This is a genomic window from Marinomonas lutimaris (assembly GCF_019426345.1).
GTDB classification, from domain to species: Bacteria; Pseudomonadota; Gammaproteobacteria; order Pseudomonadales; family Marinomonadaceae; genus Marinomonas; species Marinomonas lutimaris.
The window spans coordinates 168,801-195,063 of sequence record NZ_JAHLLW010000004.1 but is presented as its reverse complement, the minus strand read 5'-3'; the positions used below and the strand labels follow the sequence as shown (position 1 = coordinate 195,063).

The following is a 26,263-nucleotide window of genomic DNA, read 5'->3' as shown; positions in this document are numbered from 1 at the left end:
GATTTTGTAAGGAAGCCCAGTGATACCTCCGCATTTGAATCCGAACTACGCGATATTTTGTGAACAATCCTTGTCTCGTGCTTTGCTATTGGAGCATGTTCAAGACGCCCGAGAAAGACATGGACTTGATTCATTAGACCAAGAGCAAATTGACACGTTAGAGCCCTTGTGGATTTTGAGTGATTATTTACATCAGCAATTTATTCGTTTTCCCCATTGGCTAGATGATTTGTTGGCGCTTAAAAAACTACCTGAAAAGCCGTCCAAAGAAGCCTTGATGGCTGGCGAAGCATTTTTTTCATGCGAGGCGAGTGCTTGCCAGACAGAATCACTAGAGCCATTAGATGAAGCCGGTTTTATCAAACGTTTGCGTTTGTATCGTCAGTGGTGGATGGCACGGTTAATAGCTTTGGACATTCAGCAGCGGCTTTCATTGACCGAGCTGACGTCACGTTTAAGCGCGTTAGCGGATGCTTGTGTTAATGCCAGTCTACAATGGACAACACAGCACTATCTTGCCCTGTATGGTCAGGCGTTGGATAGCAAGGGCTTACCTCAGTCGATGATTGTCATTGGTATGGGGAAACTTGGCGGAAACGAACTAAACCTGTCTTCTGATATAGATTTAATTTTTGCCTTTCGTGAACATGGTGATACTCAAGGCGGAAAGAAAAGTCTGTCACATCAAGAGTACTTTACCAAGCTTGGTCAAAAACTGATTCAGCATCTAGACCAGGTCAACGCTGACGGCTTTGTTTTCCGAGTCGACATGCGTTTGCGGCCGTTTGGTCAGTCTGGTGCTTTGGTGCTCAATATGGACTCCTTGGAGAATTATTACCAAGATCAAGGTCGAGATTGGGAACGTTACGCCATGATCAAGGCGCGTGTCATGTCGGGTGATGCTTTAGATGTTCGTGAATTTGAGGCCTTACGAAAACCCTTCGTTTATCGTAAATATCTTGATTTTGGTGCGATAGGCGCGCTGCGCGATCTTAAGCAAATGATTGCCAAAGAAGTGCGCCGTAAAGGGATAGAGCACAATATTAAATTGGGCGAAGGTGGTATTCGTGAGGTTGAGTTTATCGCTCAAGCTTTGCAGATATTACATGGTGGCCGAGACCAAGGTTTGCAAACGCCAGCCTTGTTAAAAGTCTTACCTTACCTTGCTCAGCAGGATTATTTACCCGTCGAAGAAATGGATCAATTGCGTGAGGCGTATCTGCTTTTACGACGAACCGAGCATGCATTGCAAGCGGTGAATGATGAGCAAACACAGCTCTTGCCTGAAAATGAAAGCGCGAGAACTCGCATTGCTTTAATTGTTGGTTTTCCCTCTTGGGAAGCATTGGATAAACGCCTTTGGGAGGTGCGCAAAAATGTACATCGTTCTTTTGTTGCATTAATCGATGATGGCCATGAAAGCAGCGAGGAAGTTAAAAGTCAGGAAACATGGCGCTTGCTGATTAAGCATCCAGAGGATCGAGAAGCCATACAAGATGCAATTGAGCTGATCTCTTGGCAAGATCAAGAAGCGAGTATTTCACGTATTTCGCAGTTGCTTAGCTCGCGCACTGTGGTGTTTATGCAGCCGATTGGTCATGAGCGACTTGCTGTATTTTTAGCAGCTCTGATTTCTAAGTTAACAGACGAAGCCAATCCAGATTTGGTGTTAGAGCGCGTTTTCCCTATTCTAGAAGCGGTGTTACGTCGTACTGCTTATCTTGTCTTGTTGTGTGAAAACCAAACCGCATTGACACACCTTATTCGTTTATGTCGGGAAAGTATGTGGTTTACCGAAGCCATTTCGACAACGCCAGCATTGCTGGACGAACTGCTGGACGCTAATACACTATTTTCACCACCAGATAAAAGCATGCTAGCAGAAGAGCTGCAGCAGATATTATTACGTTTACCTGAAGACGATGAAGAAGCTCAAATGGACGCCATGCGTCGGTTTAGGCGTTCTATTATCTTGCGTATTGCTGCCTGTGATATCACCGAAATATTGCCTGTGATGAAAGTGAGTGATCACTTAACTTGGTTGGCAGAAGTGCTTTTAGATCAGGTGTTGCAGCAATCTTGGCAATATTTGACGAAGAAACACGGCTTCCCAGTAAGCCAAGGCGAGGTTGCTTTCACTCCACAACTGGCGATTATTGGTTATGGTAAGTCAGGTGGTTGGGAGCTTGGCTACGACTCAGACCTAGATCTGGTGTTTATCCATGATGCACAGGCAAACGGTAGTACAGACGGCGATCGCAGTATCGACAATCTCACTTTTTATACGCGTCTCGGCCAACGTTTAATTCACATGATAACCAGCTTTACCGCTGCTGGTCGTTTGTATGAAGTCGACATGCGTTTACGACCTTCAGGTAACTCTGGTTTGTTGGTTTCTAGTTTAGAAGCTTTTAAAGATTATCAACAAAAAGAAGCCTGGGTTTGGGAGCACCAAGCATTGACGCGTTCACGTGGTTTGGCTGGTGAGCCCAAATTGCTGGCTAAATTTGAAGATTGTCGTAAAGAGATTATTGCAACAGTTAGAGATCGAGATTTACTAAAAGCTGAAGTCATCAAGATGCGAGAGAAGATGCGTGCTCATCTTGATACTGGTGGCAAAGAAAAAGGTTTTGATCTGAAACAAGGGGCTGGTGGCATTATTGATATTGAATTTATGGTGCAATATTTAGTGTTGGCTTGGTCATGTAAATACCCAGAACTGATGCGTTTTTCAGATAATGTTCGTCAGCTAGAAGCCGCTGCTTTGGTTGGTTTGATTGGCGCTGAACAGGCTGGAAAAATGACCGACACCTATACGCTTTATCGGTCCCTAACTCACAGGTTGAGCTTGCAGCAACAAGGCCGAGTGGTTCAAAAGGATACTCTGGTTGATAACCAGAATTTGGTGAGCCAATATTGGGAAAGTTTTGTTAATGATGACAAAATCTAAACTTTGTCTTTGCTTTCTTGTTACAAAAAGGTGTTCGTAAATTAGCCAGTCACCCGCTATACTTTACCCATAGATCAGTTTTTTCGATCCGCCATTCACAATTGATAGGAGGAAGAATGCCAAGCATTAATGGTGTAAGTAGTCCTGCGATGAGCTATGCAAGCGAAGTTTATAGCGCAAATTTAGCTAAGGCCGCTCAGATACAAGAAGGCAAGCAAAACCTTGATCTGCTGGCAGAAGCTGCAAAAAATGTCACGCCTGCAGCCAGCAGCGGATCACATGCCACGACAGATAACTTAGGGCAAAACATCAACGTTAATGTTTGATGCTAATAAGTTATCCAATTGATTTGAAAAACGCTACATAATCAAAGGCCCCGTTAGATTGCATCTGGCGGGGCCTTTTAGTTTTATTTAAATAAAACCCTAATTGTTTGTTTCGATAAAATGCTGGTCTTCATCTGGTAAAGGTTGATTATCGATTGCAGCTTCAAAGGCTTTTAGGCGTTTGTAGATAGATAATAACTCTACGATGGTTGTCCATGAATTGACCAGAAATTGAAAAGAACCTTCCACTTGATTAAAGGCGTTACTGATACGTTGAAAGATACCTAAAGTAAGTGCGCCAGCCACAATAGATGGACCGAGAGCGATTAGAGGTACCAAAACACCAGCTTGTAAGTAGCCATATCGAACGATATTGAAATACAAATAGTTTGCATAAAGGTTGAAGTAGTTTTTGCGTACGTTGGTGAATAGTTCGGCTAGCTTAATTGGCTCAGCTCTGTCTGCGTGATCTTCACCGTAGACTAATTCTTTCCTGTAAGCCGCTTCGACACGTTGGTTTTTGAATTCTAGTCCAGGAAGTCTGATACCAGCTACAGCCAAAAGCGTTGTACCAACAATAGACCAAAGAATCGCAATGAATACCAAAGCTTGCGGCACTTCGCCTACGAATGGTAATTCTTTCACATATGAAGACAGTCCCCATAATACAGGTAGGAATGCCAGTAGTGTCATCATAGAGTCTAAAAAGCGAACACCTAGAGTTTCAACAATGCTAGCGAAGCGCATGGTATCTTCTTGAATCCGCTGAGATGCACCTTCTATGTGGCGTACTTGCTGCCATTTAGAGGCGTAGTAATTATTCATGGCGGTACGCCATCTAAAGACATAGTGACTAACAAAAAAGCTATTTAATACAGCGACTGCAATAAATACAAATGCGATACCCGCAAAAGTGAAAAGTTGAGCAAAATATTCATCTATGGTGATGCTATTGGGCGCGCTTAGTGCTTTTTGAATTAAGTCGTAAAAACTACCGTACCATTCGTTAATCATGACGCTAACTTGTACTTGGAACCAAGTAATGAACACAATTAATCCTGAGCCAACCACCGACCATTTAGCCCATTTCTGACCACCATAAATGACCCAGCTGCCAATAAATATGGCATAACAAACGGCCATATATTGATATAACCAAATATCGAATGCTGTATCTTGTGCGCTCTTAAAGGCGGCTTGTGCCGCGGCATCAGCGCCTTCGGCTAACGCTGCTGGAAAATGAACGCCAAATAGCGAGCCAAGGCTTAAGATGCTCCCTAAGTCTTGGACTTTTGCATACCAGCCAATAACACAGATAAGTGCCCAGAGGGCAAAACTAAGAAAGAATAGCTTGGGTTTAGGAAAGAAAGATTGAAACACAGTTTGGTTGCTCTATAGGTTGAATGGTTCATAAGCCATTGATTTACGCTAAATTGTTTAATGGCACTTTATCGGAGCTTAAACCAGTCAAGTGATAATCACAATCAAACAGCTCCTAAGGAATCAGCAAAAAAGACGATAATCCATTAATAAAGTGTCATTTTAACTATAATAGAGCGTTAGGTTACGGAATCAGGGTATAGGGTAATTATATGGCACAGGTTGATGTGTATTTAGTCCGAGCTTTTTCTATCTCTGGGCAAGGAGGGAATCTAGCAGGAGTGGTGTTATATGCAGATGCACTAACGGATTTGCAGAAGCAATCTATTGCGAAGCAAGTGGGTGTCTCTGAAACCGCTTTTGTTAGTCAAAGTGATAAGGCGGATTTCCAGTTATCTTTTTTTACTCCAACTGTAGAGGTTGATTTTTGCGGTCATGCCACCCTAAGTGCATTTTGGTTGTTACGTTATTTGCAGCATATTTCTGCTGGGAGTTATCAGCAGGAAACCAAAGCTGGAGTGTTGCCAGTTGAAGTAGCCTTAAATGGCGACGTTTTGATGAGTCAAAGTTTACCAATTTGGTCGGCCGAATTTAATGCTGAACAAATTGCCCCTATGTTAGGTCTTCAGCCTCAGCTTATCGCCCAATCAGGTTTGCCTATTCAAGCCGTATCTACTGGGTTGGTTGATGTGTTAATTCCTGTTCCCTACGGTGTATTGGATTGCCTTGAAATTGATAATGATGCGATAACGCATTTTTGTCAGCAGTATCAATGTGTCGGATTTCACGTATTTGAAATGAACCCGCCAGAGGCGCCTTATACGGCAAGCTGTCGAAATTTTGCACCAGCTGTAGGGATTCCAGAAGAGTCTGCAACAGGCAGCTCAAGCGGAGCGCTAGCCTGTTATTTGAATCGACACTTTGGTTATCAGCAAGCTGTTTTTGAGCAAGGTCGAGTAATGAAAATGCCATCGCGTCTAGTGACTCAATTAACAATAAAAAGTGGCGTGTTAACCCAGGTTCAAGTTGGTGGGGAAGGAGCGTTTTTCAAAAAAATAATGTTAACCTGCTAATACAGATGATTGTTGCAGATGGCTTGTTTGGTTATTTGATATTGGAGAATATTCTATATAGATATTGTTAGTTTTCAGGGGGAGGGCAGCTCGTTATTCCTTTATCAAAACATGTTTGATAATGTTTTCCCATGTTGATACGTAGATTGGAGCTTGGATGGCTCGATAGAAAATCGGATAAATTATTATCTTCTTTATTTTCTTCTGTCCTGGTAGCAGGCTTATCGTGTATTTGATCAATATTACCAATAGAATCTTGTTCTATTCTTGTTAATATGGCTCCCAAGCTTGAAGGGGGGATACCCGCTGTCAAGGCATGTTTATAAGCAAACTGGTCTGCCTGAGCTTCATAATGTCGAGAATAGACGCTGCTGACAAGAAATGAACCAACGCCAATACCTAAATCAGCTACAGAGCTCACATCTCCTAATATCAAGGACGAAGTAACTGTCATGATACTGCCTTCGATGACTTTTTTTAAGGCATGTTTATCAACAATATGACCCATTTCATGCAGTAAAACGATATCCACTTCACTTTGATTTTGTGTCAGTTCGACAAAGCGATCGGTTATTATAATATTGCCATTAGGCAGTGCTAGTGCATTAGCGATACTGTCTTTTTCATTTAATGGCCAGCGACGAAAGTATAATGAAAAGCGTGGTGCATTATTTGCTTGATAAAGAGGCGCGATATTTTTTTCAAAATGTTGGCGAATTTTATCTTGCTGTAATGCGGGAAGCTGGCTTGGTTTTAAAATGCTGGCGTCTAAAAATTGCAAGGCATGGCTGGATAATATTTGATTGGCTGAATCAGGTAGCGCTTCTGCAATAATATGACTAACCGCTGGCAATCCCCATCTGATGCCTGAAAAAAATAGTCCAGCAATAATAAAAATACTTAAAATGACTAAAGTCAGATTTTGTTCTAATTGATGAACAAAAACCATGAAGTGAGAGGATTTAGTCTGTTTTTTTAGTGATTGGTCTATTGCGTCATTCGCTTTTGTTTCAAAGACGCTGCCATCTTTAAGTGTTATTTTACGCGCAATATTGCCTAGACGGTGGGATACTTCAAGTTCATCAAGTTTGCCATTCATAGAAAAATGGTCGTTAGCATAAAGCTGAAAACCATCCTCAGAGATGTGCAATTGGGCAGGAAGGGATTTTGCACTTCCTGCCAAATAAAGCTTGCCATTGATCATTAAAAAACGAGGCCGCCGATGTCTGCATTAAAGGCATCACCAAGCTCTTCTCCTAGTGGGCCCTTGTTGTCACTCTGTGTACTGATGAATTGGTCAAAACCTTGCTCAGCTTGAACACTGACACTTTCGATTGAATAACGATACAGGCGTATTGCAGTCCATGGATAAGCCAAACCTAGAGTGCAGATAAGTAGTAATAGGTTTGTGAACATAACGCCAAAATATTTATTTGTCGTAAGTGTAGATTCAAATGTGATCGAATTGTCTAATATGGTTTCATTTAAAAGATATGTGCGTTGGTGTGCTTTTGTATAAGCAAGTGCATACATACTAATGAGAAGAAGCGTGACATAAAATACTACCAAACTATAAATAATTAAGCTGCTTGGTCTTGCTCCTTGTCCTAAATCACTAATATTTTGCATTAGTGAATTAATTTGGCTTGAGTTTATGCTCATATAAGCCATACCAGAAAAAATAATCGCAGCAGCTAGCAAAAGTAACAAGGATATTCCTGTAGCCTTTAAAAAGATAATAAGAAAAGGTTTGAATTCAAGTTTACTATTTACTTTACCTTGGCCAAAATGAATGCCATTTACAATGTAGCTATTTACTACTTTAGTTGTCATTGCAAGATAGGCAGGGTAAGCCATAACGGTTAAGATAGCTGCTAGCCAAAAGGAAATTGAACTGGCTAAAGATACGGCACCAATAACGACTAATAACATTCCGATAGGATAAGCTAGTAATACGACATAAGATCCAGAAAGCTGGCCATTGAACCCAAAGTGTACATTGCGGTAACTTGACATACGAAGATTAAACTTCATTGAACGCCAAATAATCCAAGGTAAAGCGATAAGAAGAGCAATTGGTAAGATGATTCCTAATGCTGCATTTATTCGGCTTATAAAGACGTATAAGAGAAGCAATGCAATGGCAATAATGAAACTGACAAATAGTTGTTTGCCCGTTGCATGGTATTCAAAGTTTGCATTATCAAGTTCTGTATTGCCGTAGAAGTAGCGCAATGTTCGAACTTTAGCCCATGGTCTATATAAACCTAGTGTAATAATTGTCAGTAGGATATTCACTATCCAGATTTTGAAATATTCTGAACCAGATCCATTGAATTTAAGTGGAGTCATTTCCTTTTGCCCTCTTATACATCTTAAAATTTCGCTGATATTATCGTTATATTAATTTTTATTCAATCTTTTATATGACGATGATGTGCAGAGGAATATGTATTATTGAATACTTTTAATCAGATTTACCTTTTAAAGATGATGTCAGGGAAAGTGGATAAGAGCTTTTTCGAGATGTAATAATAAAAAAATCGGACCGAAGTCCGATTTTTAAACATATTACCTAGTGCTAATTCGCTTACGCAGCTTTATTGTTAGCAATTACTGTCGCAATGGCTTTATCAAGTCGAGCTAGGCCGTCTGAGATGTCTTTTTCAGGAATAATCAAAGATGGCGCTAAACGTAAAACGTTTGGACCTGCAACAAGTACAAATAAACCTTCTGCAGCTGATGCTTTAACAATTTCGCCCGCTTTGCCTGCAAGACTGTCAATCACTTCAGCGCCGATTAAAAGACCCATGCCACGGATATCTTTAAAGATATGATATTTTTCATTTAAGGCTTTTAGTCCTTCAACAAATAAATCGTGACGTTTTGCAACACCGCCCAAGACTTCAGGAGTATCGACGATATCAATTACTGCTTCGGCAATTGCGCAAGCCATTGGGTTGCCACCATAAGTACTACCATGAGTACCAAAGGCTAGGCTTTTTGCCGCTTTTTCTGTTGCTAGCATAGCACCAACAGGGAAGCCGTTACCTAATGCTTTTGCAGTTGTTAGTACATCAGGTTTTACGCCAAGTTGCTCGTAAGCGTATAGCGTACCTGTACGGCCTACACCGGATTGAACTTCGTCATAAACCAATAGCGCATTGTATTGATCGCACAATTCACGAACTTGCTTGGCAAATTCAATGTCGGCAGGAATGATTCCGCCTTCGCCTTGAATTGGCTCCATGACAACGGCACAAGTTTTATCGCTAATGATAGCTTTAAGCTGTTCTATGTCGTTGTAGTCGCAATGCTTTATGCCACCTGGAGTTGGCTCAAAACCTTCTTTGTATTTTGCTTGTCCGCCTACAGAAACGGTAAACAAGGTACGACCATGGAAAGATTTATAAAAGGCGATAATTTCGTGTTTTTCTGGTCCAAAATTATCAAACGCGTAACGACGAGCTAGTTTAAAAGCAGCTTCGTTGGCTTCTGCGCCACTGTTTGCAAAGAAGACTCGGTCAGCAAAGGTTTTTTCAGTCAACTTCTTAGCTAGTCGTAGTGCTGGCTCATTGGTCATAACATTGGATAGATGCCAAAGTTGTCCAGCTTGCTCGCGCATGACGTTGACTAGAGTCGGGTGTGAATGACCCAATGCAGTAACGGCAATGCCGCCTGCAAAATCGATGTATTCTTTGCCTTCTTTGTCCCATACGCGAGAGCCTTCGCCACGCACTGGAATAATCGCAGAAGGTGCGTAGTTAGGAACCATTACTTCATCAAAGGTTGCTCTCGTTACTTGTTGTGTCACTTTTATATACCTCTTAAAAATAGGTGGCCGCAATGGCGGCCACCAGTTGGTTTATATCAGATTTCTCAACTCACGAATAGCGACAGTTACCATAGCAAGTGTTAATTCGCTTTCGGCTTTTATTTCACTAAAAGTCGCGCGGTAATGCTTGATGCTGTCATTATTTGATTCGCGCCAATGAGTCAGACGTTGCTCCAGTTTCTTGATATCGACACTGGACTGAATGACCTCTTGAGTGAGGGTTCTTAAACTATTATCCACTTCGTCGCCTAGACCTGCTTTTGCACGACGTTGCCACATATCGTCAGCCGATAGCTCGCTAACTTTATGACGCAACCAATGCAGCTCTAAGTCCATTTCAAGAGCAAAGTAGGTTTGAGCGACATCCAATACTTCGGTCTCGGTATTTGCCGCGACGCGAATGATATCTAATCCGTAGAATAGGTAGTGAAGAGACGACAGTCTTTCTGCTACTTCAGCTGGGATGTTTTGTTCCACAAGGCTTGCAGCAATATCGGCCAAATGTGCTTGGCTAGATTCTGTCAAAATCGCCTGCATGTTGGCTCGAATTACTTCAACACCTGGTTTGTAAGTGTCTTTCAAGCGCTGAATCGATAAGCTTTCGCGAGTGTTACGCAATAGCCAAAGTGTCGCACGCTCTAGAAGGCCTTGGATACGGATCAGCAAGCTGTTCAATACAGGGTTAGAAACGGTGAAGTCTAGACCGTTAATCGCATCCCAAAGTGCTGGGATACCAAAGATGTCTTCCGCCGCCATGTAAGCACGCACCACGTTCAAAGAAGACGCTCCAGTCTCTTCTTGCATGTAGGTGCTGAACGTTGGTCCCATACGGTTGCCTAGGTTGTTCGTCACATGTCCAGCGATGATTTCTTGAATCAACGGGTGTGACGCCATTTGGCCGCCGAAGTGTTTGGTTAGCTGAGTTGGAAAGTACTCATTGATTTGAGTTGTCAAATCGACGTCTTCACCAATACCGTCTTCTACTAATTGCTCAGACAATTTGATTTTTGAATAAGCCAGTAGTACAGAAATCTCTGGGCGTGTTAAGCCTTGACCTTTGTTTAAGCGCTTTTTAATTTGCGTATCACTAGGTAAGTACTCGATTTCACGATTCAAACGACCTTCACGGACAAGGGATTGAATCAAACGCCAATGATCTGCTAGACGTACTGGAGCTTGCGCATTTGCCAAGGACAAAACATGACTCTGGCCGCGGTTATGGCGCAATACTAAATTGCCCACTTCGTCGGTCATTTCTGCAAGCAAGCTGTTACGTTGCTTCTCTGTCAAATCGCCGTTCTCGACCACGCGGTTTAGTAGGATCTTGATATTTACTTCGTGATCCGAGCTATCTACACCTGCAGAGTTATCAATCGCATCTGTGCTGATTAAGCCGCCTTTTTGAGCGAATTCAATACGACCTAGCTGTGTTAAACCTAGGTTGCCGCCTTCGCCAACAATTTTGCAACGTAGTTCTTTACCGTTTACGCGCAGTCCGTTGTTAGCGCTGTCGCCTGCATCTGCATGAGATTCGCCTTCCGATTTAACGTACGTTCCGATACCGCCGTTCCAAAGTAGGTCAACGGGGGCTTTTAGAATAGCGTTGATCAAATCCGTTGGTGCCATGGATTTGATGTTGCCTTCGATACCCAATGCTTTACGAATATCCGCATTGATTGGAATGGATTTCGCAGAGCGATTAAAGATACCGCCGCCTTTTGAAATAAGCTCTTTGTTGTAATCTTCCCAAGAAGAGCGAGGAAGTTTAAACATGCGCTCACGCTCTACAAAAGACGTCGCCGCATCAGGCGTTGGGTCGATGAAGATATGCATGTGGTTAAACGCAGCGATCAGACAAGTATGCTTAGACAGCAACATGCCGTTACCAAATACGTCGCCCGCCATGTCGCCGATACCAACTGTGGTGAAATCAGTTGTTTGGCAATCAATACCGATTTCTTTGAATTGACGTTTAACAGATTCCCAAGCCCCACGAGCTGTGATACCCATCTTCTTATGGTCGTAACCATTGGAACCACCAGAAGCAAAAGCATCGCCTAACCAGAAGCCATATTTCGCAGAAATACTGTTTGCCAAGTCAGAGAAGGTGGCTGTGCCCTTGTCTGCAGCTACGACCAAGTACGGGTCGTCTTCGTCGTAACGAAGTACAGACAGAGGAGGAACTACTTCGTTTTGAACTAGGTTGTCAGTAATGTCTAGTAAACCGCTAATGAAGGTGGTGTAGCAGTGAATGACTTCTGCTTGAACCTCTTCACGAGAAGCATTCTTTTTCAATTGTTTGGCAACAAAACCACCCTTTGCTCCAGATGGAACAATAACGGCGTTTTTGACCATTTGCGCTTTTACTAGGCCAAGTACTTCAGTACGGAAATCTTCCATACGATCAGACCAGCGTAAACCACCACGCGCGACTTTGCCGCCGCGCATGTGAATGCCTTCTACCCATGGAGCATAAACGAAAATTTCGAATTTCGGTCTTGGTAGTGGTACCGCTGGAATCAAGGTTGGGTCTAGTTTGAAAGAGACGTAATCTTTGACTTCGCCTTCAGCACCAGCTTGGTAGAAGTTAGTGCGCAACATTGCCTGAATCACAGAGAGGTAGTGTTTCAGAATGCGGTCTTCATCCAGGTTGGCAACTTGATCCAATTCTAGGTCGATCTTCTCAAGTAGCTTTTGTACTTTTTCGTCACGCTTTGCTTCTTGGCTAGGGTCGAAGCGTTGTTCGAATAGTTGAACCAAAAGGCGAGCGATGCCTGCGTTTTTCTCTAGAGTTTGCTGCATGTACTGCAAAGAGAAAGGCACTTGAAGTTGCATCAAGTACTTGGTCAACGCGCGAAGCATAGTAACTTGGCGCCATGTTAAGGAGGCGCTTAGGACTAAGGCGTTAAAGCGGTCGTTTTCAACACGACGGCTGAAGACTTGGTTGAATGCATCTTGGAACGCTTCACGCTGAGAGTTTTTATCAAGGTTGATATCCGCATCCACACTGATGGCAAATTCAACCACCCAAGTGTTCGCTGTGCCGTCACCATTTTGGTCTAACTCGTATGGGCGAGCTTCTAGTACTCGTAGGCCCATGCATTCCAAAATAGGCAAAACGTCAGATAGAATAAGCGTTGTACCAGCGCCGTATACTTTGAAGAAGTAATTGTTTTTGGTTTGGCCTACTTGGCGGTAAATGTGTGTAGAAATGTCACCTTCACCAGCCAATTGGCCTAGTCGTTCAATATCGAGAACAGCTGCATTCGGCGAGAAATCTTCACGGTAAGCTGCTGGTAAATAAGGCACGTAGTCGTTGAAAAGAATATTGCCGTTTTCTTCGCCATGGCTCTTATGTAGTGCCATTAATAGTTTATCTTCCCATGAGCTCATAGCATCTTGCATCTTACGCTGAATGTCTTCTGCATCGATGGTTGGGCTTTGCTTAGGATCTGCAATTTGAATGGTGAAGTTAACGCGAGCTAAAACAAGCTGCGAGAATTGTACGTTGAATTCAGAGCTGGTGCCGTTGCACGCGCTCATCAAGATGTCTTGCATCTTCATTCGCAATTCAGTGTTGTAGCGATCGCGAGGCACGTAAACTAAGGCGTTCAGGAAACGACCGTAAATGTCTTTGCGAAGGAATACACGCAATTGACGGCGTTCTTGAATGGCAAGAATGCTTTCGATGGTGCCAAAAAGCTCATCAACAGGAGCTTGCAGCATTTCATCGCGTGGGTAGCTGTTTAGAATGTGTTTAAGGTTTTTGCCCTTGTGGCTGTTTGGATCCACGTTGGCTTTTTCGACAATAATATTGAGCTTTTTGCGCAATAGTGGAATGTCTTGCAAGCGAGCAATATAAGCCGCAGAAGAGTACAAGCCAAAGAAGCGCCATTCGCCAATTACATTGCCTTTTTTGTCGAAGCGTTTTACGCCAAGGTAATCAAGGTGAACTGGGCGATGAACAGTAGAAACCGCAGTGGACTTGGTTAGCACTAGAATGTTGCTGCTATCAATGGCTAGCTTGGCAAGATTATCTCGTAAAACGATATCGCGTTTTACTTTTTTATCGTTGATGTCGCGGAAGGTCCCTAGACCTGAGCCTTCTACCAATTTAAGGTGTGTTTCGTCACCTTCCACTGAAAGGTCGTAAGCACGGAAGCCAATAAAGGTGAAATGATCATTAGCAACCCAGCGTAAGAAATCCAGGATTTCTTGATGTTCTTCGTTCTTTTTAAGATGCGTAAGTTGTTCAGATTCACTAATGATATCGCTTAGTTTGGCTTTCATTGTTGGCCAATCTGCGACAGTTTTCTTTACATCGACTAAGCTCTTAAGTAACTCTTCTTTAATTTCGTCAAGCAAGTTGATATCAGACAAACGATCGATTTCAAAACGCATCATGGCTTCGTGTGATGTTGAAGACGGGTTGATACCTTGTAGCTCGCCTTTTTTATTACGGTCAACTGGAACAACTGGATGTGCTGTTAAGTGAATGGTGTGGCCAAGACGAACCAACGCCATATTGAAAGACGAAACAAGGAACGGCATGTCATCCGTTAAAATTTCGATAACGGTATGGGTAGATTGCCAGCTGTGTTCTTCGTAGTTCGGATTGTAGACACGAACTTTTGGTTGGTTGACTGGGCGTTGTTGTAAGAAATCCCATAGGCAGATAATTGTGCCATATAGGTTCTCGATAGATTCATTGACCAAATCTTCCGTTAAAGAGTCCTGGAAGTAGAGGTGCGTAAGTTGAATCAAGTTGTTCGCTTCTGCAGTGCTGAAGTTTTCGTTTATCTCTACTTCAACACGTTCGATTAATTCGTTTTTTTTGTAATCAGTCATTAGAACTCATCCCTCGTGAGTGGTGTTCTTAATAAAACTAGTTGTTAATGCAATTTTACGAAAGTATTCGGTTTGGACTCTGGATATGATTATTATGAAAATTTCACTCCTTTGATAGTTGGTAACTTATCTAATTGCGACATATTGTTGCGATGTCTGGTTAATTGGACTAAAAAAGCCTTGCTCAATACGAAAAAAACCTTTGTTATCCATTTTAAACGAAATAAACTCCTTTTTTGTCTATAGTTCGCAGGATAATATTTTGTACAAGACTGAATTCGCATCAAGAGAAATCATGCAGGCAAGTAAAAAGCCATTAAAATACGGTTTTTTGCTTTTGCCTCATTATTCTATGCTGGGGTTTTCTTCCGCTATTGAAACATTGCATATGGCGAACTGGGTGACAGGAAAAGAGCTTTATTCTTTTTGCACCATTAGTCATGAAGTAAGGGAGATCCCTTCAAGCACGGGGGTTACAACGGTTTCAGACTATCTGACAAGTGATGCTCCAAGCGATTTAGATGCGATTTTTGTGTGTGGTGCATCGCCAGTGATAAAAAACGAAAGTCAGACTTTAGAAAATTGGATAAAAAAACAGGCAAAAAAACAGGTTGGGCTTGGTGGCGTTTGCACTGGAAGCTATTTATTAGCGAAAGCAGGGTTGTTAGACGGTTACCGAGCTACGATTCATTGGCGTAGTCTTGCCAACTTGCGTGATGAATTTTTACAGACGATTGTTTCCAATCACCTTTTTGAAGTCGACAGAGACCGTTATACTTGCAGTGGTGGCACAGCGGCGATGGATATGATGCTTTTTCTGATTGGCAAGCAGCATGGTATGACGCTCGCTAGTAGTATTTCTGAGCAATTTGTTTGTGAGCGTATTCGCACTCATGAAGATCCGCAAAGAATTCCTTTGCAGGCTCGTATTGGTTCAGGCCAACCTAAGCTTGTTGAAGCTGTTCAGCTAATGGAAGCCAATATTCAGGAGCCATTATCATCTGACGATATTGCTTATCATGTTGGTGTTTCTCGGCGACATTTGGAACGGCTGTTTAAAGGCAATTTAGATATTGTGCCTTCGCGGTATTATCTAGAATTACGCTTACAGCATGCTAAGCAATTGATCACTCAAACGGATAAAGCAATTACAGAAGTTGGTGTGGAGTGTGGATTTGGATCTGCGCCCCATTTTAGTACAACCTACAAAGGTTTTTTTGGCATTACGCCAAGAGAAGAACGTAATAAAACCCATAATAAAAGCGTTGCGCCTGTCCAAATGGACAAGAAAAAGAGGCGGCTTTGGAAAAAGTAACTTAAAATACGGGTTACATTGTTCTTGGCGTGATTCTTGTATTCTACTTGATTGCGTCAGCTGATTGTTTGATTAGTTAGTCGCCAATTAAGAGTTGCGTTGTTATTACGGCAAAAATAATAAGTTCATAGAGACCTTTGCACGACGTGACGAGCGAAGCCAAGACGAGACAAAAATAGACGAGAAAGCAGAGTTTATGGGTTATAAATGAGCATTTCGAGCCTATTTTTAACAAAGTATTGGCAAGCACAGTAGTCGTGAAATGGTTTCTCATAAAATAAAAGAAGGTATAAAACATGTCGAAAGTCCCGGCGTTAGAGCTCATTGATATCCATAAAACGTTTGGTGATATTGAGGTGTTAAAGGGAATTTCCCTAAAAGCTTACGATGGTGACGTCATTTCAATTCTTGGTTCTAGTGGCTCAGGTAAAAGTACTTTTTTACGCTGTGTTAACCTACTTGAAAATCCTACTCGAGGCGATATTCTTTTTAATGGTAATAAGCTTGATTTGATTCGAGGTGAATCAGACTTAGTCGCCAATAATATGAAGCAACTTACTCAAATGCGCCAGCAAATTGGTTTTGTCTTTCAAAGCTTCAATTTATGGCCGCACATGACGATTTTACAGAATGTGATGGAGGGGCCTCTTCATGTTTTAAAGCGTCCTAAGCATGAAGTTGCAGAATACGCTGAACACTTGCTGCGTAAAGTCGGTATTGCAGAGAAAAAGGACATGTATCCTAATCAACTATCTGGTGGTCAACAGCAACGTGTTGCCATCGCCAGAACATTAGCAATGGATCCACAAGTCATTCTGTTTGATGAGCCAACATCAGCGTTAGATCCTGAGTTGGTTGGCGAAGTGCTGACTGTTATGCGCAATTTAGCGGAAGAAGGGCGTACTATGCTTATTGTGACGCATGAAATGAACTTTGCTCGTGAAGTATCTAGTGAAGTTGTGTTTCTGCATCAGGGTGTGGTGGAAGAAAAAGGCACGCCTGATCAAGTGTTTGGCGCACCAAAGTCAGAACGCTGTAAGGCGTTTTTATCCAGTGTTTTTTAGGTATTATTTCGTTATTCAAGCAATAAACTATAAAAGACAAAATGATTAAATAAACAAATACACTAAGGGGATTACAATGAAATTGAAAAAAATGGTTTTGGGATCAGCGTTGTTGTTAACAGCGGCATTGTCAGCTGTTTCTGTACAAGCGGCAGATAAAGTTCGTTTCGTAACGGAAGGGGCTTGGGCACCGTTTAACTTTATTGATGAAGCAGGTAAGCCACAAGGTTTTGATGTTGATATCGCTCGCGCATTGTGTGCAAAAATGGAAGCTGATTGCGAAATCTTAACTCAGGATTGGGATGGTTTGATTCCAGGGCTTAAAGTTCGCAAATTTGATGCGATCATTGCGTCTATGTCTATTACTGAAGACCGTTTGAAAGTTGTCGATTTCACTAATAAATATTATTCAGGCGGTTTGCGTTTCATGGGGCGCGTTGGTGAAACATTTGATCTTGCTAAACTGGACGGAAAAACTATTGGTGCGCAGCGTGCGACTCTGGGCGCTCAATATCTTGAAGATAACTTTGCTGGTAAAGCGAACCTAAAATTCTACGATAACCAAGATAACGTTTATCTAGATCTTATTTCTGGTCGCTTAGACATCGTTCTATCTGATGAGTTGCCAACTTATAACTGGTTGAAAACATCAGAAAGCGGTTCTAAATTTGAATTCAAAGGTGATGCTTTCATGAAAACTGACAACATTGCCATTGCTATTCGTAAGGGTGATGACAAGCTAAAAGCGAAATTGAATAAAGCGCTTGATGCTATTTTGGCTGACGGTACCTACCAGAAAATCAATGCTAAATACTTCCCGTTCTCTATCTACTAAGTGTAGATATTTCTTAGAGTTTCTCGGCGCTATTGCGCTGAGAAACCTACTTTAAGCTTACTCTGAGAAAAAACTATGATTGATCTTCATGGATTCGGTGATCAGCTGCTGCAAGGTGCTGTTGTTACCTTAGAGCTAGCGCTGGCTTCGCTGTTTGTTGGTTTGATTCTGGGATTATTAGGCGCCTCTGCTAAATTATCCTCTATCGCAGTTATCCGATGGATCGCTAATGGTTACACCACTATTATTCGTGGTATTCCTGAGCTCCTAACCGTGCTTATTATTTATTTTGGTGCCACCAGTGTTTTGATGGCGATAGCCGGTTTATTTGGTTACGACGAATATATTGAAGTGGGCGCGTTTGCAGCGGGTGTGACCGCACTTGGCTTGACGTTTGGTGCCTATGCGACAGAAGTGTTTCGTGGCGCCTTACAATCTATTCCGAAAGGGCAGCATGAAGCGGCAATCGCTTTAGGGATGGGGCCAATTCGAAAGTTCTACCGTATTATTTTGCCGCAGGTATGGCGAATTGCACTGCCTGGGCTAGGGAATTTATTTCTGGTTTTGCTAAAAGATACCGCCTTGGTATCTGTTGTCGGGCTAGACGATATTATGCGTAAGGCAAATATTGCTGTAAGCAGTACCAAGCAAGCGTTCCTGTTTTATTTGGTGGCAGCATTTATGTATTTGGCTTTAACCATTATCTCTATGGTGTTCGTTTCCTATATGGAAAAACGAGCGAGCCGTGGTTTGACTAGGGGATAATGTATGGATTTTTCAGTTGTTGTTGAATATTTTCCCCGTTTACTTGAAGGGGCTTGGGTCAGTCTTCAGTTAGTGCTTATTTCTATTGTACTAGGTGGTGTTTTTGCTTTGCCGATTGCGTTAGCAAGGATTTCACCGGTTGCATGGATTAGAGCAGTGCCTTTTGCTTATATCTTTTTCTTTCGTGGAACGCCCCTGCTAGTGCAGATCTTTTTGGTGTATTACGGCGCATCACAATTTGATGCAGTGCGAGAAAGTTTCCTTTGGCCGGTATTGAGAGAGCCTTTTTGGTGTGCCATTATCGCCTTTACGCTAAATACCTCTGCTTATACGGCTGAGATCTTCCGTGGCGCGATTCAGGCAATTCCACAAGGGGAAGTTGAGGCATGTAAAGTAATTGGCATGACGAAGTTTCAGATGTACCGGCGTGTCTTGTTACCACGTGCGTTTGGCATTGTATTACCAGCTTATGGCAACGAGATTATCTTGATGCTAAAAGGCAGTGCATTAGCCAGTACCATTACCATTTTGGATTTAACTGGCATGGCACGAACTATCATTGCAAGAACCTATACGCCGATGGAGATTTTCTTGGCGGCAGGTGCTATCTATTTGGTGATTAGTATCGTGATTATTGCTATTTTTCGCCAAATAGAGCAGCGTCAAAACCGCTATTTGGGTACGTTATCTATCAAGGTTCCTGACAAGGGTTAGCTTTGTGGGACATTGGTACTTAAATAAAAAAGAGGCTTTTTATTAGCCTCTTTTTTATTTTATTATCTTGATGTTTTGGTGATAGCTTAGATCGCTTCAGCGCCCGTTTCGCCAGTACGAATACGGATGATTTGTTCTAACGCTGTAACGAATATTTTTCCATCTCCAATTTTGCCAGTGTTTGCACTGTGTTGGATAGCTTCAATAGCGCGCTCAACTTGGTCAGTTTCGACCGCAAGCTCTAGTTTTACTTTTGGTAGGAAGTCGACAACGTATTCTGCGCCACGATAAAGTTCTGTATGGCCTCGTTGACGCCCAAAACCTTTCACTTCTGTGACGGTAATGCCATTAATCCCAATTTCAGAAAGCGCTTCACGCACCTCATCAAGTTTAAAAGGCTTAACAATGGCCGTAATTAATTTCATTTCTTTTCTCCATATAAATTGAGAAATCTTCGCACGACTACTGTGCTTGTAACATCGAGTGAAGATTTCAAAGCATTATTTAGTCTAAAAATACCACTCTATTGTAAAAGTCGCCACAGGCTCGATGATTATGATCTACATTTAGTGAACATATCTTCACAGGAATGGAGTGCTTGAAATGAAAAAAATAACATCAAGCGAGTATTTTAGAGCGGGCTCTGAGTCTTTTTTTGCTCACATAGACGCTTTATTATCTCATCAAGCGGGTGTGCAATTATCCAGTGTGTCTTCGCCTCAAAGCGTGGCTTGCTATCAAGTCAAAGGTGTGAGTAGCAATCTGCAATTGAGGTTAGTGCTGATTCCACTTACTGGTGGGGAGGTATTAGGAAGGTTGTCTTGGCTCGACTGGCGTGGTATCGATCATATATGTTGTTATGTGAACGAGGCTTTCGATAGTTTAGTGATGGCGTCAGATGGTATTTGGAAAAAACAGAAGAAGAGTGCTGAAGTGTTATGTATACAGGGTTTTGAAACCTTGGTAGCGTAAATTTACAAAGACCTTTGCTTGGGATTTAGGCAAAGGTCTTTGCGACAAAATACTATTTCTTGTCAGTTACCTGATCTTAAAGACCATTTAATGCGTCTAAGTCGTCATACTTAGGTTCGTGGTATTTTTGTCCTAACTCATGAACCGCATCGATTAAGTATTTAGGGTGATCAGGATTTACAAACTGGTGAATGCCGTGACCTAGGTTAAATACATGACCGCTGCCTGTGCCGAAGCCAGACAATACGTTTTCGACTTCACGTTCGATGACATCTTTGCCAGCGTAAAGTACGCAAGGGTCAATATTTCCCTGTAGTGCTACTTTATCCCCAACGCGAGCACGCGCTTCTGCAATATCTGTTGTCCAATCTAAACCAAGTGCGTCAGGTCCCGTTGCGGCCATGTTTTCTAGCCATTGACCGCCATTTTTAGTGAATAAAATAACGGGAATTCTTTTGCCTTCGTGTACACGAATAAGGCCATCTAGGATTTGCTTCATGTAGAGCAAAGAGAACTGTTGGTACATAGGGCCGCTTAACACACCACCCCAAGTATCGAAAATTTGCAGCGCTTGTGCGCCAGCTAAAATTTGACCGTTCAGATACGCTGTAACGGATTTAGCCAGTTTGTCTAATAGCGCGTGTAAGGTTTCAGGAGAGCGATACATCATGGCTTTGATATGACGAAAGTCTTTACTCGAACCACCTTCGACCATGTAAGTTGCTAGCGTCCATGGGCTACCGGAAAAGCCGATCAGTGGCACATCGCCGTTCAGGGCATGGCGGATCGTAGTCACAGCTTTCATGACATAACCTAAGTCATTCGCAGTCGTTACTGGGATGGCATCGACATCGGCTTTGTTCCGAATCGTGTGCCTGAATTTAGGGCCTTCTCCCGTTTCAAAATACAAGCCTAGACCCATTGCATCGGGAATGGTGAGTATGTCAGAGAACAAAATAGCTGCGTCTAGGTCATAGCGTTTAAGTGGCTGAAGTGTTACTTCGCAAGCGAACGCATCGTTTTTGCAAAGGCTCAAAAAGTCTCCGGCTGTGGCGCGGCTGGCACGATACTCTGGTAAATAGCGTCCGGCTTGTCTCATCATCCATACAGGTGTTGTATCGACTGGTTGTTTGAGTAATGCGCGCAAGAAGCGGTCATTTTTGAGCTCTGGAAACATTAGGACTCTCCGATATAAATTTTCAGTTGGCGCATTTTACCTAAGTTGGGCAGGAAAAGCAGAGTGAATAAGTACAATTTATGAGATGGTTGTTGAAAAGGCTAATATTATTGATCTATGGCAGGGTTTGCTAATGGCTATTTGAGTGCTTTTTAAGGTTGCGGTGCTTGCAGATAGCTTTGAGTAAAGGTCTCTAGGTGATTGTTTATTTCCTAGGATGGTCAATCACCTAGATAGGTTTTAAGACTATATTTTTGGACACGCTGAGCCGCATTTTCTATGTCTTTATTGGAGTGTAGCTCGGCTAGAACCTTGGGGAAGGCGGCTTTTGTTTGTGCGACGTCCATTCCAGGTTTGAGATGAGAGGAATAGAGGGCTTTAAGCAGTAAATAATCCAGTGGACTAAGATAGGTATCTACGCTGACATCGTTAAACACAGATGGAAAAACATCGTTAGAGTCATTCGGTAGCCCTAGTAATTGAGTTATTTCCTCAACGATACAATCCAAAAAACGTGCTTTTCTGCGTGCATAGTCGACAGGGATAATAATACTTCCCTTGATTATCTCGTATTTGCCATTGCGACTGAAATTGCCTAAGCAAATAGCTTCGTTAAGTGCCGCGCGAATTTTTTCTGGATCGCCAATATATTGCCTGACTTTGTTTTCGATATTGTCGTAGGTGGTGAAGATAACAAAAATATTGGCTTGTTTAGGATCATTGGTAAAGTCGATGGGCAGGCCAGTGATATGGGCAAGGTGTTGGGCGTGAACACTGAGTAATTCTTTTTGCAGGTTGGCATCACCACTGTCACTTTCAAAGAACAGCTTAATAGGTTTGTTCCAGCGGATTAATTTAGGGTATTTGGTTTCTTTGTATTCTCGTTCCAAGGCAATTTTAATAAAACTGTCTTGGATATAAGCATCGTTCTGCCAGCGCTCCTCACTCAAGGCGAGTGAGGAGATAAAGAAGGTTAGTAGCCAAAAAGGACTAAAGCGGATCATCAATCTGAGGTTGAGTAAGTTTGTTTGCATAGTGCTGTAATGCACTAAGCGAGTCGGGTGTAAATGGCATCTTTTCTGAGTTATTTAGTATGCTGTCGATGCTCATTTCATGGACAGAAGCGACTTCTTTGGGCTGCAATGTCAGCTCACCATGTATCGCTGCATCATAGTGGCAAGTAAATATCTTGCCCCATATTTTGAATCCTTCGCCCTCGGTAAAAAAAACGCCTTGGCTTTCGAGTGGTGCATCGAAGCCTAGTTCTTCTTGAAGTTCTCTGTGGGCCGAATCGATATAAGATTCGCCTTTTTCAACCACGCCACCCGTTGTTACGCCGTAGAAGCCTGGGCAAAAAGCTTTGTCATCAGTTCGTTTTTGAATGAGTAAATTTCCGACCTTGTTGAACACCAAAATATAAGTGACACGATGGTAATCTCTGCCAAAATTCATTAAGTGTCGCGGCACATCGCCAATTATCTTGTTGTTTTTGTCGACTAAGATAATGACTTCGTCATTTTCGGGCATAAAATACTCAATTTAAAAGTGAATCTGGTAGAAAGCAAAAGGGTATCGGCATTTGTCTTGAAAGAAAAGCCTTCTTGGGTATTAAAGAAAAGGGAATAGCCTAAGATAATAGGCCTGCTTGAGAACATAAGGTGTCGAAAAAGCGACCTATTTTTGCGTATTATGTACGGCCTGACATTATTTACCTTATTATTTGATGGAAAACGGTATCATAGGTGCTTGCTTTTAGGCTGTATTTTGCCATGAAATTGATAGGGGAAGTTGGTAGGAAAGATGTCCATTTTAAACAATGATTTTTTAGCCTTAACACTTGCACACCAAGATGGTATTGCGCCTTTTGAAGTTTCTTTTCCAAGTGGTCTAGGTTTTGTTGAAGATACAGGGATTCTACGCCTTGAGCCTAAGCAATCTAGTGCGACTAGCCTTGTATTGTCTGTTGGTGTACATGGTAATGAGACCGGACCGATTGAGTTAGTAAATAAATTGGTCACCGCGATTTTAGACGGTACGATCCCATTAAATATTCGGCTGCTAATATTAGTTGGTAATCCTGTCGCTGCAAATTTGGCAAAACGCTTTTGCGATGTGAACCTGAATCGTTTATTTCGTGGTGCTTGGCAAGAATACGCTGGCTTTGAAGCTAAGAGAGCAAAGCGCCTAGAACAAGCAGTTTGCGACTTCTATTCGCTTACTGAAAATAAAACGGATCAAGTAAAACTGCATTACGATTTACATACTGCGATTCGTGGTTCTGTTCATGAAAAATTTGTCGTTTATCCCTATGTTGAAAATGCCATTTATAATAAAGATCAATTGGCGTTCTTGGCTGCAAGTGGCATTGATGCTGTTTTATTGTCGCATCAACCAACAACAACCTTCTCGTACTATAGTTATGCCGTGCATGGTGCTCATGCTTTTACGGTAGAACTTGGGAAAGTGTATCCGTTTGGTGAAAATGATTTGTCGCGTTTTGCCGATCTTGAAGCCAGTTTGACTCTATTGCTGGAAAAGGGCGTTTTAGCGCAATCTTCCTTGTCTAGTTTGCATGTATTTCGTGTATTAGACAGCTTGATAAAAGACGACGACAGTTATGAGCTCAGTATTGCCGGCGATGTAAAAAACTTTACTCAGTTTGAGGCTGGTTATCGCATGGCTCATTCTGATAAAAGTGATTACTACATTAAGCAAACAGGAGATGCGATTGTATTTCCTAACACCAATCTTCCTATTGGGCAGCGCGCAGGCTTGATGGTTAGACCAGTAGGGCTTGGCGATTTACAGTTAAGTTAAGTCAAACTTGTTTCGTGTGTAAAAAAAGAGATTTAAGCCAAACTGCTTGAATCTCTTTTTTTTATATCGTATTGTTACGTTATAACATTAATTTAACGGTATTAAATAATGAATAAACTTCTTTTTGCGTTGGGTGTGTCTGCCCTGTCTCCTCTAGCTTTGGCAAAACCAGTAATTGTTACCAGTATTAAACCTGTTTCTATGATTGTTGCCGCGATTGCAGGTGATAAAGCTGAAATTCAACAGATCGTATCTAGTACCGCATCACCCCATGATTTTGCTATGCGCCCTTCAGATCTTAAGAAAATCATCAATGCTGATACTGTCGTCTGGGTTGGTGAGTCACTAGAGCGTTTCTTAGAAAAACCGCTTGAAAATGCAGGCAAAGAAGAGTCGTCAATTGAATGGCTTGCTCTGGATGGTATGGCATTGCATAACTTTGCTAAAGAACATCATCATGATGAGGACGAAGCTGAAGAAGATCATGACCACGACCATGAAGCGCATGGTGATCACGAAGAGCATGGAGATCATGACGAGCACGAAGGTCATGAAGGCCACCATCATGACGGTGTTGATCCGCATGTTTGGCTATCACCTGACAATGCTAGAGTATTGGCAAAAGCAGTGACAGCCCGCTTGGTGTCATTGGATTCTGCGAACGCTGAATATTACAAAGACAACTTAGCATCGTTTGAAAATGGCCTTAGTGCGAAAGACGCAGAAATACGTAACGCTCTGAACAAAGTCAATAAAGTGCCTTATATTGTTTTTCATGATGGCTATAGTTATTTTGAACAGCATTACGGTTTGAGCCATGCGGGTGAAATTACGGTCAGCCCAGAGCGCAAGCCTGGCGCGAAAAAAGTCGCTGAAATCCGTCATGAAATCCAAGAAAACAAAGTGCAGTGTGTTTTTAGCGAACCGCAATTTAGCCCAGCGATAGTGAAAACCTTGCTGGAAGGTTCTGACGTGAAAACGGCACCTTTAGATCCATTGGGCAGCAAAGTGAAGATGGGAACAAATGCCTACTTCTCATTTTTAGACAGTTTGAGTGGTCAATTCCTTAGCTGCTTAGGTTAATTCCTTCTCCTTCACCAAAGAGTAAGTGATGAAAACTTGCTCTTTGGTAGGCGACCCGCTTCCTCCTCTGTATAATGATGCCACTTTACGATTATTACATTGAGCAGCGAGGCTTTATGAGCGATCTATTTAATTTGAGTGCCGATTCGAGTACTGACTCCGATATCCTTATTGAAAGTGCTCGACGTACTTTATCAACACAAGCTCAAGCTCTAGCCAATTTAGCTAATCAAGTCACCGAAGAATTCCCAAAAGCCGTTCGAATGATTCTTGCAAGTAAGGGTCGTACCATTATTTGTGGCATGGGAAAATCTGGTTTGATAGGTAAAAAAATTGCCGCTACATTAGCCTCCACAGGTACACCGAGTTTCTTTCTTCATCCGGGTGAAGCCTTTCATGGTGACTTGGGTATGATCCAGCCGGAAGATGTCTTAGTGCTGATTAGTTTTTCGGGTGAAACTGAAGAGCTGATGCGTTTATTACCTTCCCTAAAAAGTTTTGGAAACCCAAGCATTGCCATGGTGGGAAACATTGATTCTACCTTGGCGAAGCATTGTGATTGTGTACTAGACCTCTCTATCGATAAAGAAACCTGCCCAAATAATCTAGCGCCAACCACATCAACGACCATGACAACTGCAATGGGTGATGCTTTGGCTGTGGCCTTGATGGAATGCCGTAATTTCCAGCCGCAAGATTTTGCCCGTTTTCATCCTGGTGGCAGCTTAGGCCGTAAACTATTAACTCGTGTTAAAGACCTAATGCACAAAGAAAACCTTCCGGTTTGCACGCCAGAAACCACATTAAAAGACGCTATTTCCGTCATGACTCATGGCAGAATGGGCGTTGTATTGATTCAAGAAACAGGTAAGTTGCTGGGTATTTTTACCGATGGTGACTTACGTCGTGCCATGCTCAAAGAAAGTGAAGGCATGATACATAAAAGCATGGCAAGCTTGATGACACCGAACCCAAAAACCATCAATGAAAACGTGATGATAGTGCAAGCTGAAGAACAAATGCTGCGCGATAAAATCACCTTGCTGGTGGTCGTGGACGATGCGAAAAACTTGTCCGGAATTTTAGAAATTTACGATCGATAAAAACGG

The 26,263-nt window shown here is 42.3% G+C and carries 21 protein-coding genes; 12 read left to right on the top strand and 9 right to left on the bottom strand.

What is annotated here, in order from left to right; translation table 11 throughout:
* The first annotated feature begins 19 nt into the window (after window positions 1-19).
* Both glnE and KPL72_RS07270 read left to right on the top strand, forming a co-directional pair.
* Entirely contained in the window at window positions 20-2,950 is a 2,931-nt protein-coding gene (gene glnE / locus KPL72_RS07275; RefSeq protein ID WP_219702324.1) for a bifunctional [glutamate--ammonia ligase]-adenylyl-L-tyrosine phosphorylase/[glutamate--ammonia-ligase] adenylyltransferase, read from the top strand.
* A gap of 116 nt (window positions 2,951-3,066) precedes the next feature.
* Window positions 3,067-3,276, top strand: coding sequence for a hypothetical protein (locus tag KPL72_RS07270; RefSeq protein ID WP_249422134.1), 210 nt, complete (start codon window positions 3,067-3,069; stop codon window positions 3,274-3,276).
* Between the two features lie 99 nt (window positions 3,277-3,375).
* Here KPL72_RS07270 and sbmA read toward each other — a convergent pair whose 3' ends face one another.
* Entirely contained in the window at window positions 3,376-4,656 is a 1,281-nt protein-coding gene (gene sbmA, locus KPL72_RS07265; protein WP_219702323.1) for a peptide antibiotic transporter SbmA, read from the bottom strand.
* A 212-nt stretch (window positions 4,657-4,868) separates the two neighbouring features.
* On the opposite strand from sbmA, the gene KPL72_RS07260 reads away from it, so the two are divergent.
* Window positions 4,869-5,729 carry a PhzF family phenazine biosynthesis protein gene (locus KPL72_RS07260; RefSeq protein ID WP_219702322.1) on the top strand — a complete coding sequence of 287 codons (861 nt, stop codon included), beginning with the start codon at window positions 4,869-4,871 and terminating at the stop codon, window positions 5,727-5,729.
* Window positions 5,730-5,796: 67 nt separating this feature from the next.
* Here KPL72_RS07260 and KPL72_RS07255 read toward each other — a convergent pair whose 3' ends face one another.
* The 4 genes from KPL72_RS07255 to KPL72_RS07240 all read right to left on the bottom strand — a co-directional run bounded on the left by KPL72_RS07255 (window position 5,797) and on the right by KPL72_RS07240 (window position 14,412).
* Entirely contained in the window at window positions 5,797-6,933 is a 1,137-nt protein-coding gene (locus tag KPL72_RS07255; protein WP_219702321.1) for a M48 family metallopeptidase, read from the bottom strand.
* Window positions 6,933-8,081 carry a YjgN family protein gene (locus tag KPL72_RS07250; protein ID WP_219702320.1) on the bottom strand — a complete coding sequence of 383 codons (1,149 nt, stop codon included), beginning with the start codon at window positions 8,079-8,081 and terminating at the stop codon, window positions 6,933-6,935. Before KPL72_RS07250 ends, KPL72_RS07255 begins: the two co-directional genes overlap by 1 nt.
* 238 nt (window positions 8,082-8,319) lie before the next feature.
* Window positions 8,320-9,543, bottom strand: coding sequence for an aspartate aminotransferase family protein (locus KPL72_RS07245; RefSeq protein ID WP_212917966.1), 1,224 nt, complete (start codon window positions 9,541-9,543; stop codon window positions 8,320-8,322).
* 51 nt (window positions 9,544-9,594) lie between these two features.
* Window positions 9,595-14,412, bottom strand: a complete 4,818-nt coding sequence (locus KPL72_RS07240) for an NAD-glutamate dehydrogenase (protein WP_219702319.1) — start codon at window positions 14,410-14,412, stop codon at window positions 9,595-9,597.
* 295 nt (window positions 14,413-14,707) lie between these two features.
* Between KPL72_RS07240 and KPL72_RS07235 the strand changes: the two genes are divergently transcribed.
* The 5 genes from KPL72_RS07235 (at window position 14,708) to KPL72_RS07215 (ending at window position 19,105) form a co-directional block, all read left to right on the top strand.
* Window positions 14,708-15,727 carry a GlxA family transcriptional regulator gene (locus KPL72_RS07235; RefSeq protein ID WP_219702318.1) on the top strand — a complete coding sequence of 340 codons (1,020 nt, stop codon included), beginning with the start codon at window positions 14,708-14,710 and terminating at the stop codon, window positions 15,725-15,727.
* Between the two features lie 296 nt (window positions 15,728-16,023).
* The gene (locus KPL72_RS07230; RefSeq protein WP_212917969.1) at window positions 16,024-16,791 is read left to right on the top strand and encodes an ABC transporter ATP-binding protein; all 768 of its coding nucleotides are present in this window, start codon (window positions 16,024-16,026) and stop codon (window positions 16,789-16,791) included.
* A gap of 76 nt (window positions 16,792-16,867) precedes the next feature.
* The gene (locus tag KPL72_RS07225) at window positions 16,868-17,626 is read left to right on the top strand and encodes a transporter substrate-binding domain-containing protein (RefSeq protein WP_212917970.1); all 759 of its coding nucleotides are present in this window, start codon (window positions 16,868-16,870) and stop codon (window positions 17,624-17,626) included.
* Between the two features lie 75 nt (window positions 17,627-17,701).
* Window positions 17,702-18,391 carry an ABC transporter permease gene (locus KPL72_RS07220; protein ID WP_212917971.1) on the top strand — a complete coding sequence of 230 codons (690 nt, stop codon included), beginning with the start codon at window positions 17,702-17,704 and terminating at the stop codon, window positions 18,389-18,391.
* A gap of 3 nt (window positions 18,392-18,394) precedes the next feature.
* The gene (locus tag KPL72_RS07215) at window positions 18,395-19,105 is read left to right on the top strand and encodes an ABC transporter permease (protein WP_219702317.1); all 711 of its coding nucleotides are present in this window, start codon (window positions 18,395-18,397) and stop codon (window positions 19,103-19,105) included.
* Window positions 19,106-19,191: 86 nt separating this feature from the next.
* On the opposite strand, the gene KPL72_RS07210 is transcribed toward KPL72_RS07215, so the two are convergent.
* Window positions 19,192-19,530: a P-II family nitrogen regulator gene (locus KPL72_RS07210; protein WP_110577288.1), complete on the bottom strand. Its 339-nt coding sequence runs from the start codon at window positions 19,528-19,530 to the stop codon at window positions 19,192-19,194.
* 178 nt (window positions 19,531-19,708) lie between these two features.
* Here KPL72_RS07210 and KPL72_RS07205 point away from each other — a divergent pair, with 178 nt between their 5' ends.
* On the top strand, window positions 19,709-20,077 hold the full coding sequence (locus KPL72_RS07205) for a hypothetical protein (protein WP_212917973.1): 369 nt from the start codon (window positions 19,709-19,711) through the stop codon (window positions 20,075-20,077).
* 76 nt (window positions 20,078-20,153) lie between these two features.
* Here KPL72_RS07205 and hemE read toward each other — a convergent pair whose 3' ends face one another.
* From hemE to KPL72_RS07190, 3 genes are all read right to left on the bottom strand, one after another.
* Complete coding sequence (gene hemE, locus KPL72_RS07200) at window positions 20,154-21,254, bottom strand: uroporphyrinogen decarboxylase (protein WP_212917974.1); 1,101 nt, start codon at window positions 21,252-21,254, stop codon at window positions 20,154-20,156.
* A gap of 221 nt (window positions 21,255-21,475) precedes the next feature.
* A complete protein-coding gene (locus tag KPL72_RS07195; RefSeq protein WP_249422133.1) occupies window positions 21,476-22,288 on the bottom strand; it encodes a DUF2927 domain-containing protein in 813 nt (270 codons plus the stop codon).
* Window positions 22,245-22,781 carry an NUDIX hydrolase gene (locus tag KPL72_RS07190; RefSeq protein ID WP_212917975.1) on the bottom strand — a complete coding sequence of 179 codons (537 nt, stop codon included), beginning with the start codon at window positions 22,779-22,781 and terminating at the stop codon, window positions 22,245-22,247. Before KPL72_RS07190 ends, KPL72_RS07195 begins: the two co-directional genes overlap by 44 nt.
* A 273-nt stretch (window positions 22,782-23,054) precedes the next feature.
* Between KPL72_RS07190 and astE the strand changes: the two genes are divergently transcribed.
* The 3 genes from astE (at window position 23,055) to KPL72_RS07175 (ending at window position 26,257) form a co-directional block, all read left to right on the top strand.
* The gene (astE, locus tag KPL72_RS07185) at window positions 23,055-24,071 is read left to right on the top strand and encodes a succinylglutamate desuccinylase (protein ID WP_219702316.1); all 1,017 of its coding nucleotides are present in this window, start codon (window positions 23,055-23,057) and stop codon (window positions 24,069-24,071) included.
* A 108-nt stretch (window positions 24,072-24,179) separates the two neighbouring features.
* Window positions 24,180-25,154, top strand: coding sequence for a zinc ABC transporter substrate-binding protein ZnuA (znuA, locus tag KPL72_RS07180; protein WP_219702315.1), 975 nt, complete (start codon window positions 24,180-24,182; stop codon window positions 25,152-25,154).
* Between the two features lie 116 nt (window positions 25,155-25,270).
* The gene (locus tag KPL72_RS07175; protein ID WP_212917978.1) at window positions 25,271-26,257 is read left to right on the top strand and encodes a KpsF/GutQ family sugar-phosphate isomerase; all 987 of its coding nucleotides are present in this window, start codon (window positions 25,271-25,273) and stop codon (window positions 26,255-26,257) included.
* Window positions 26,258-26,263 lie beyond the last annotated feature (6 nt).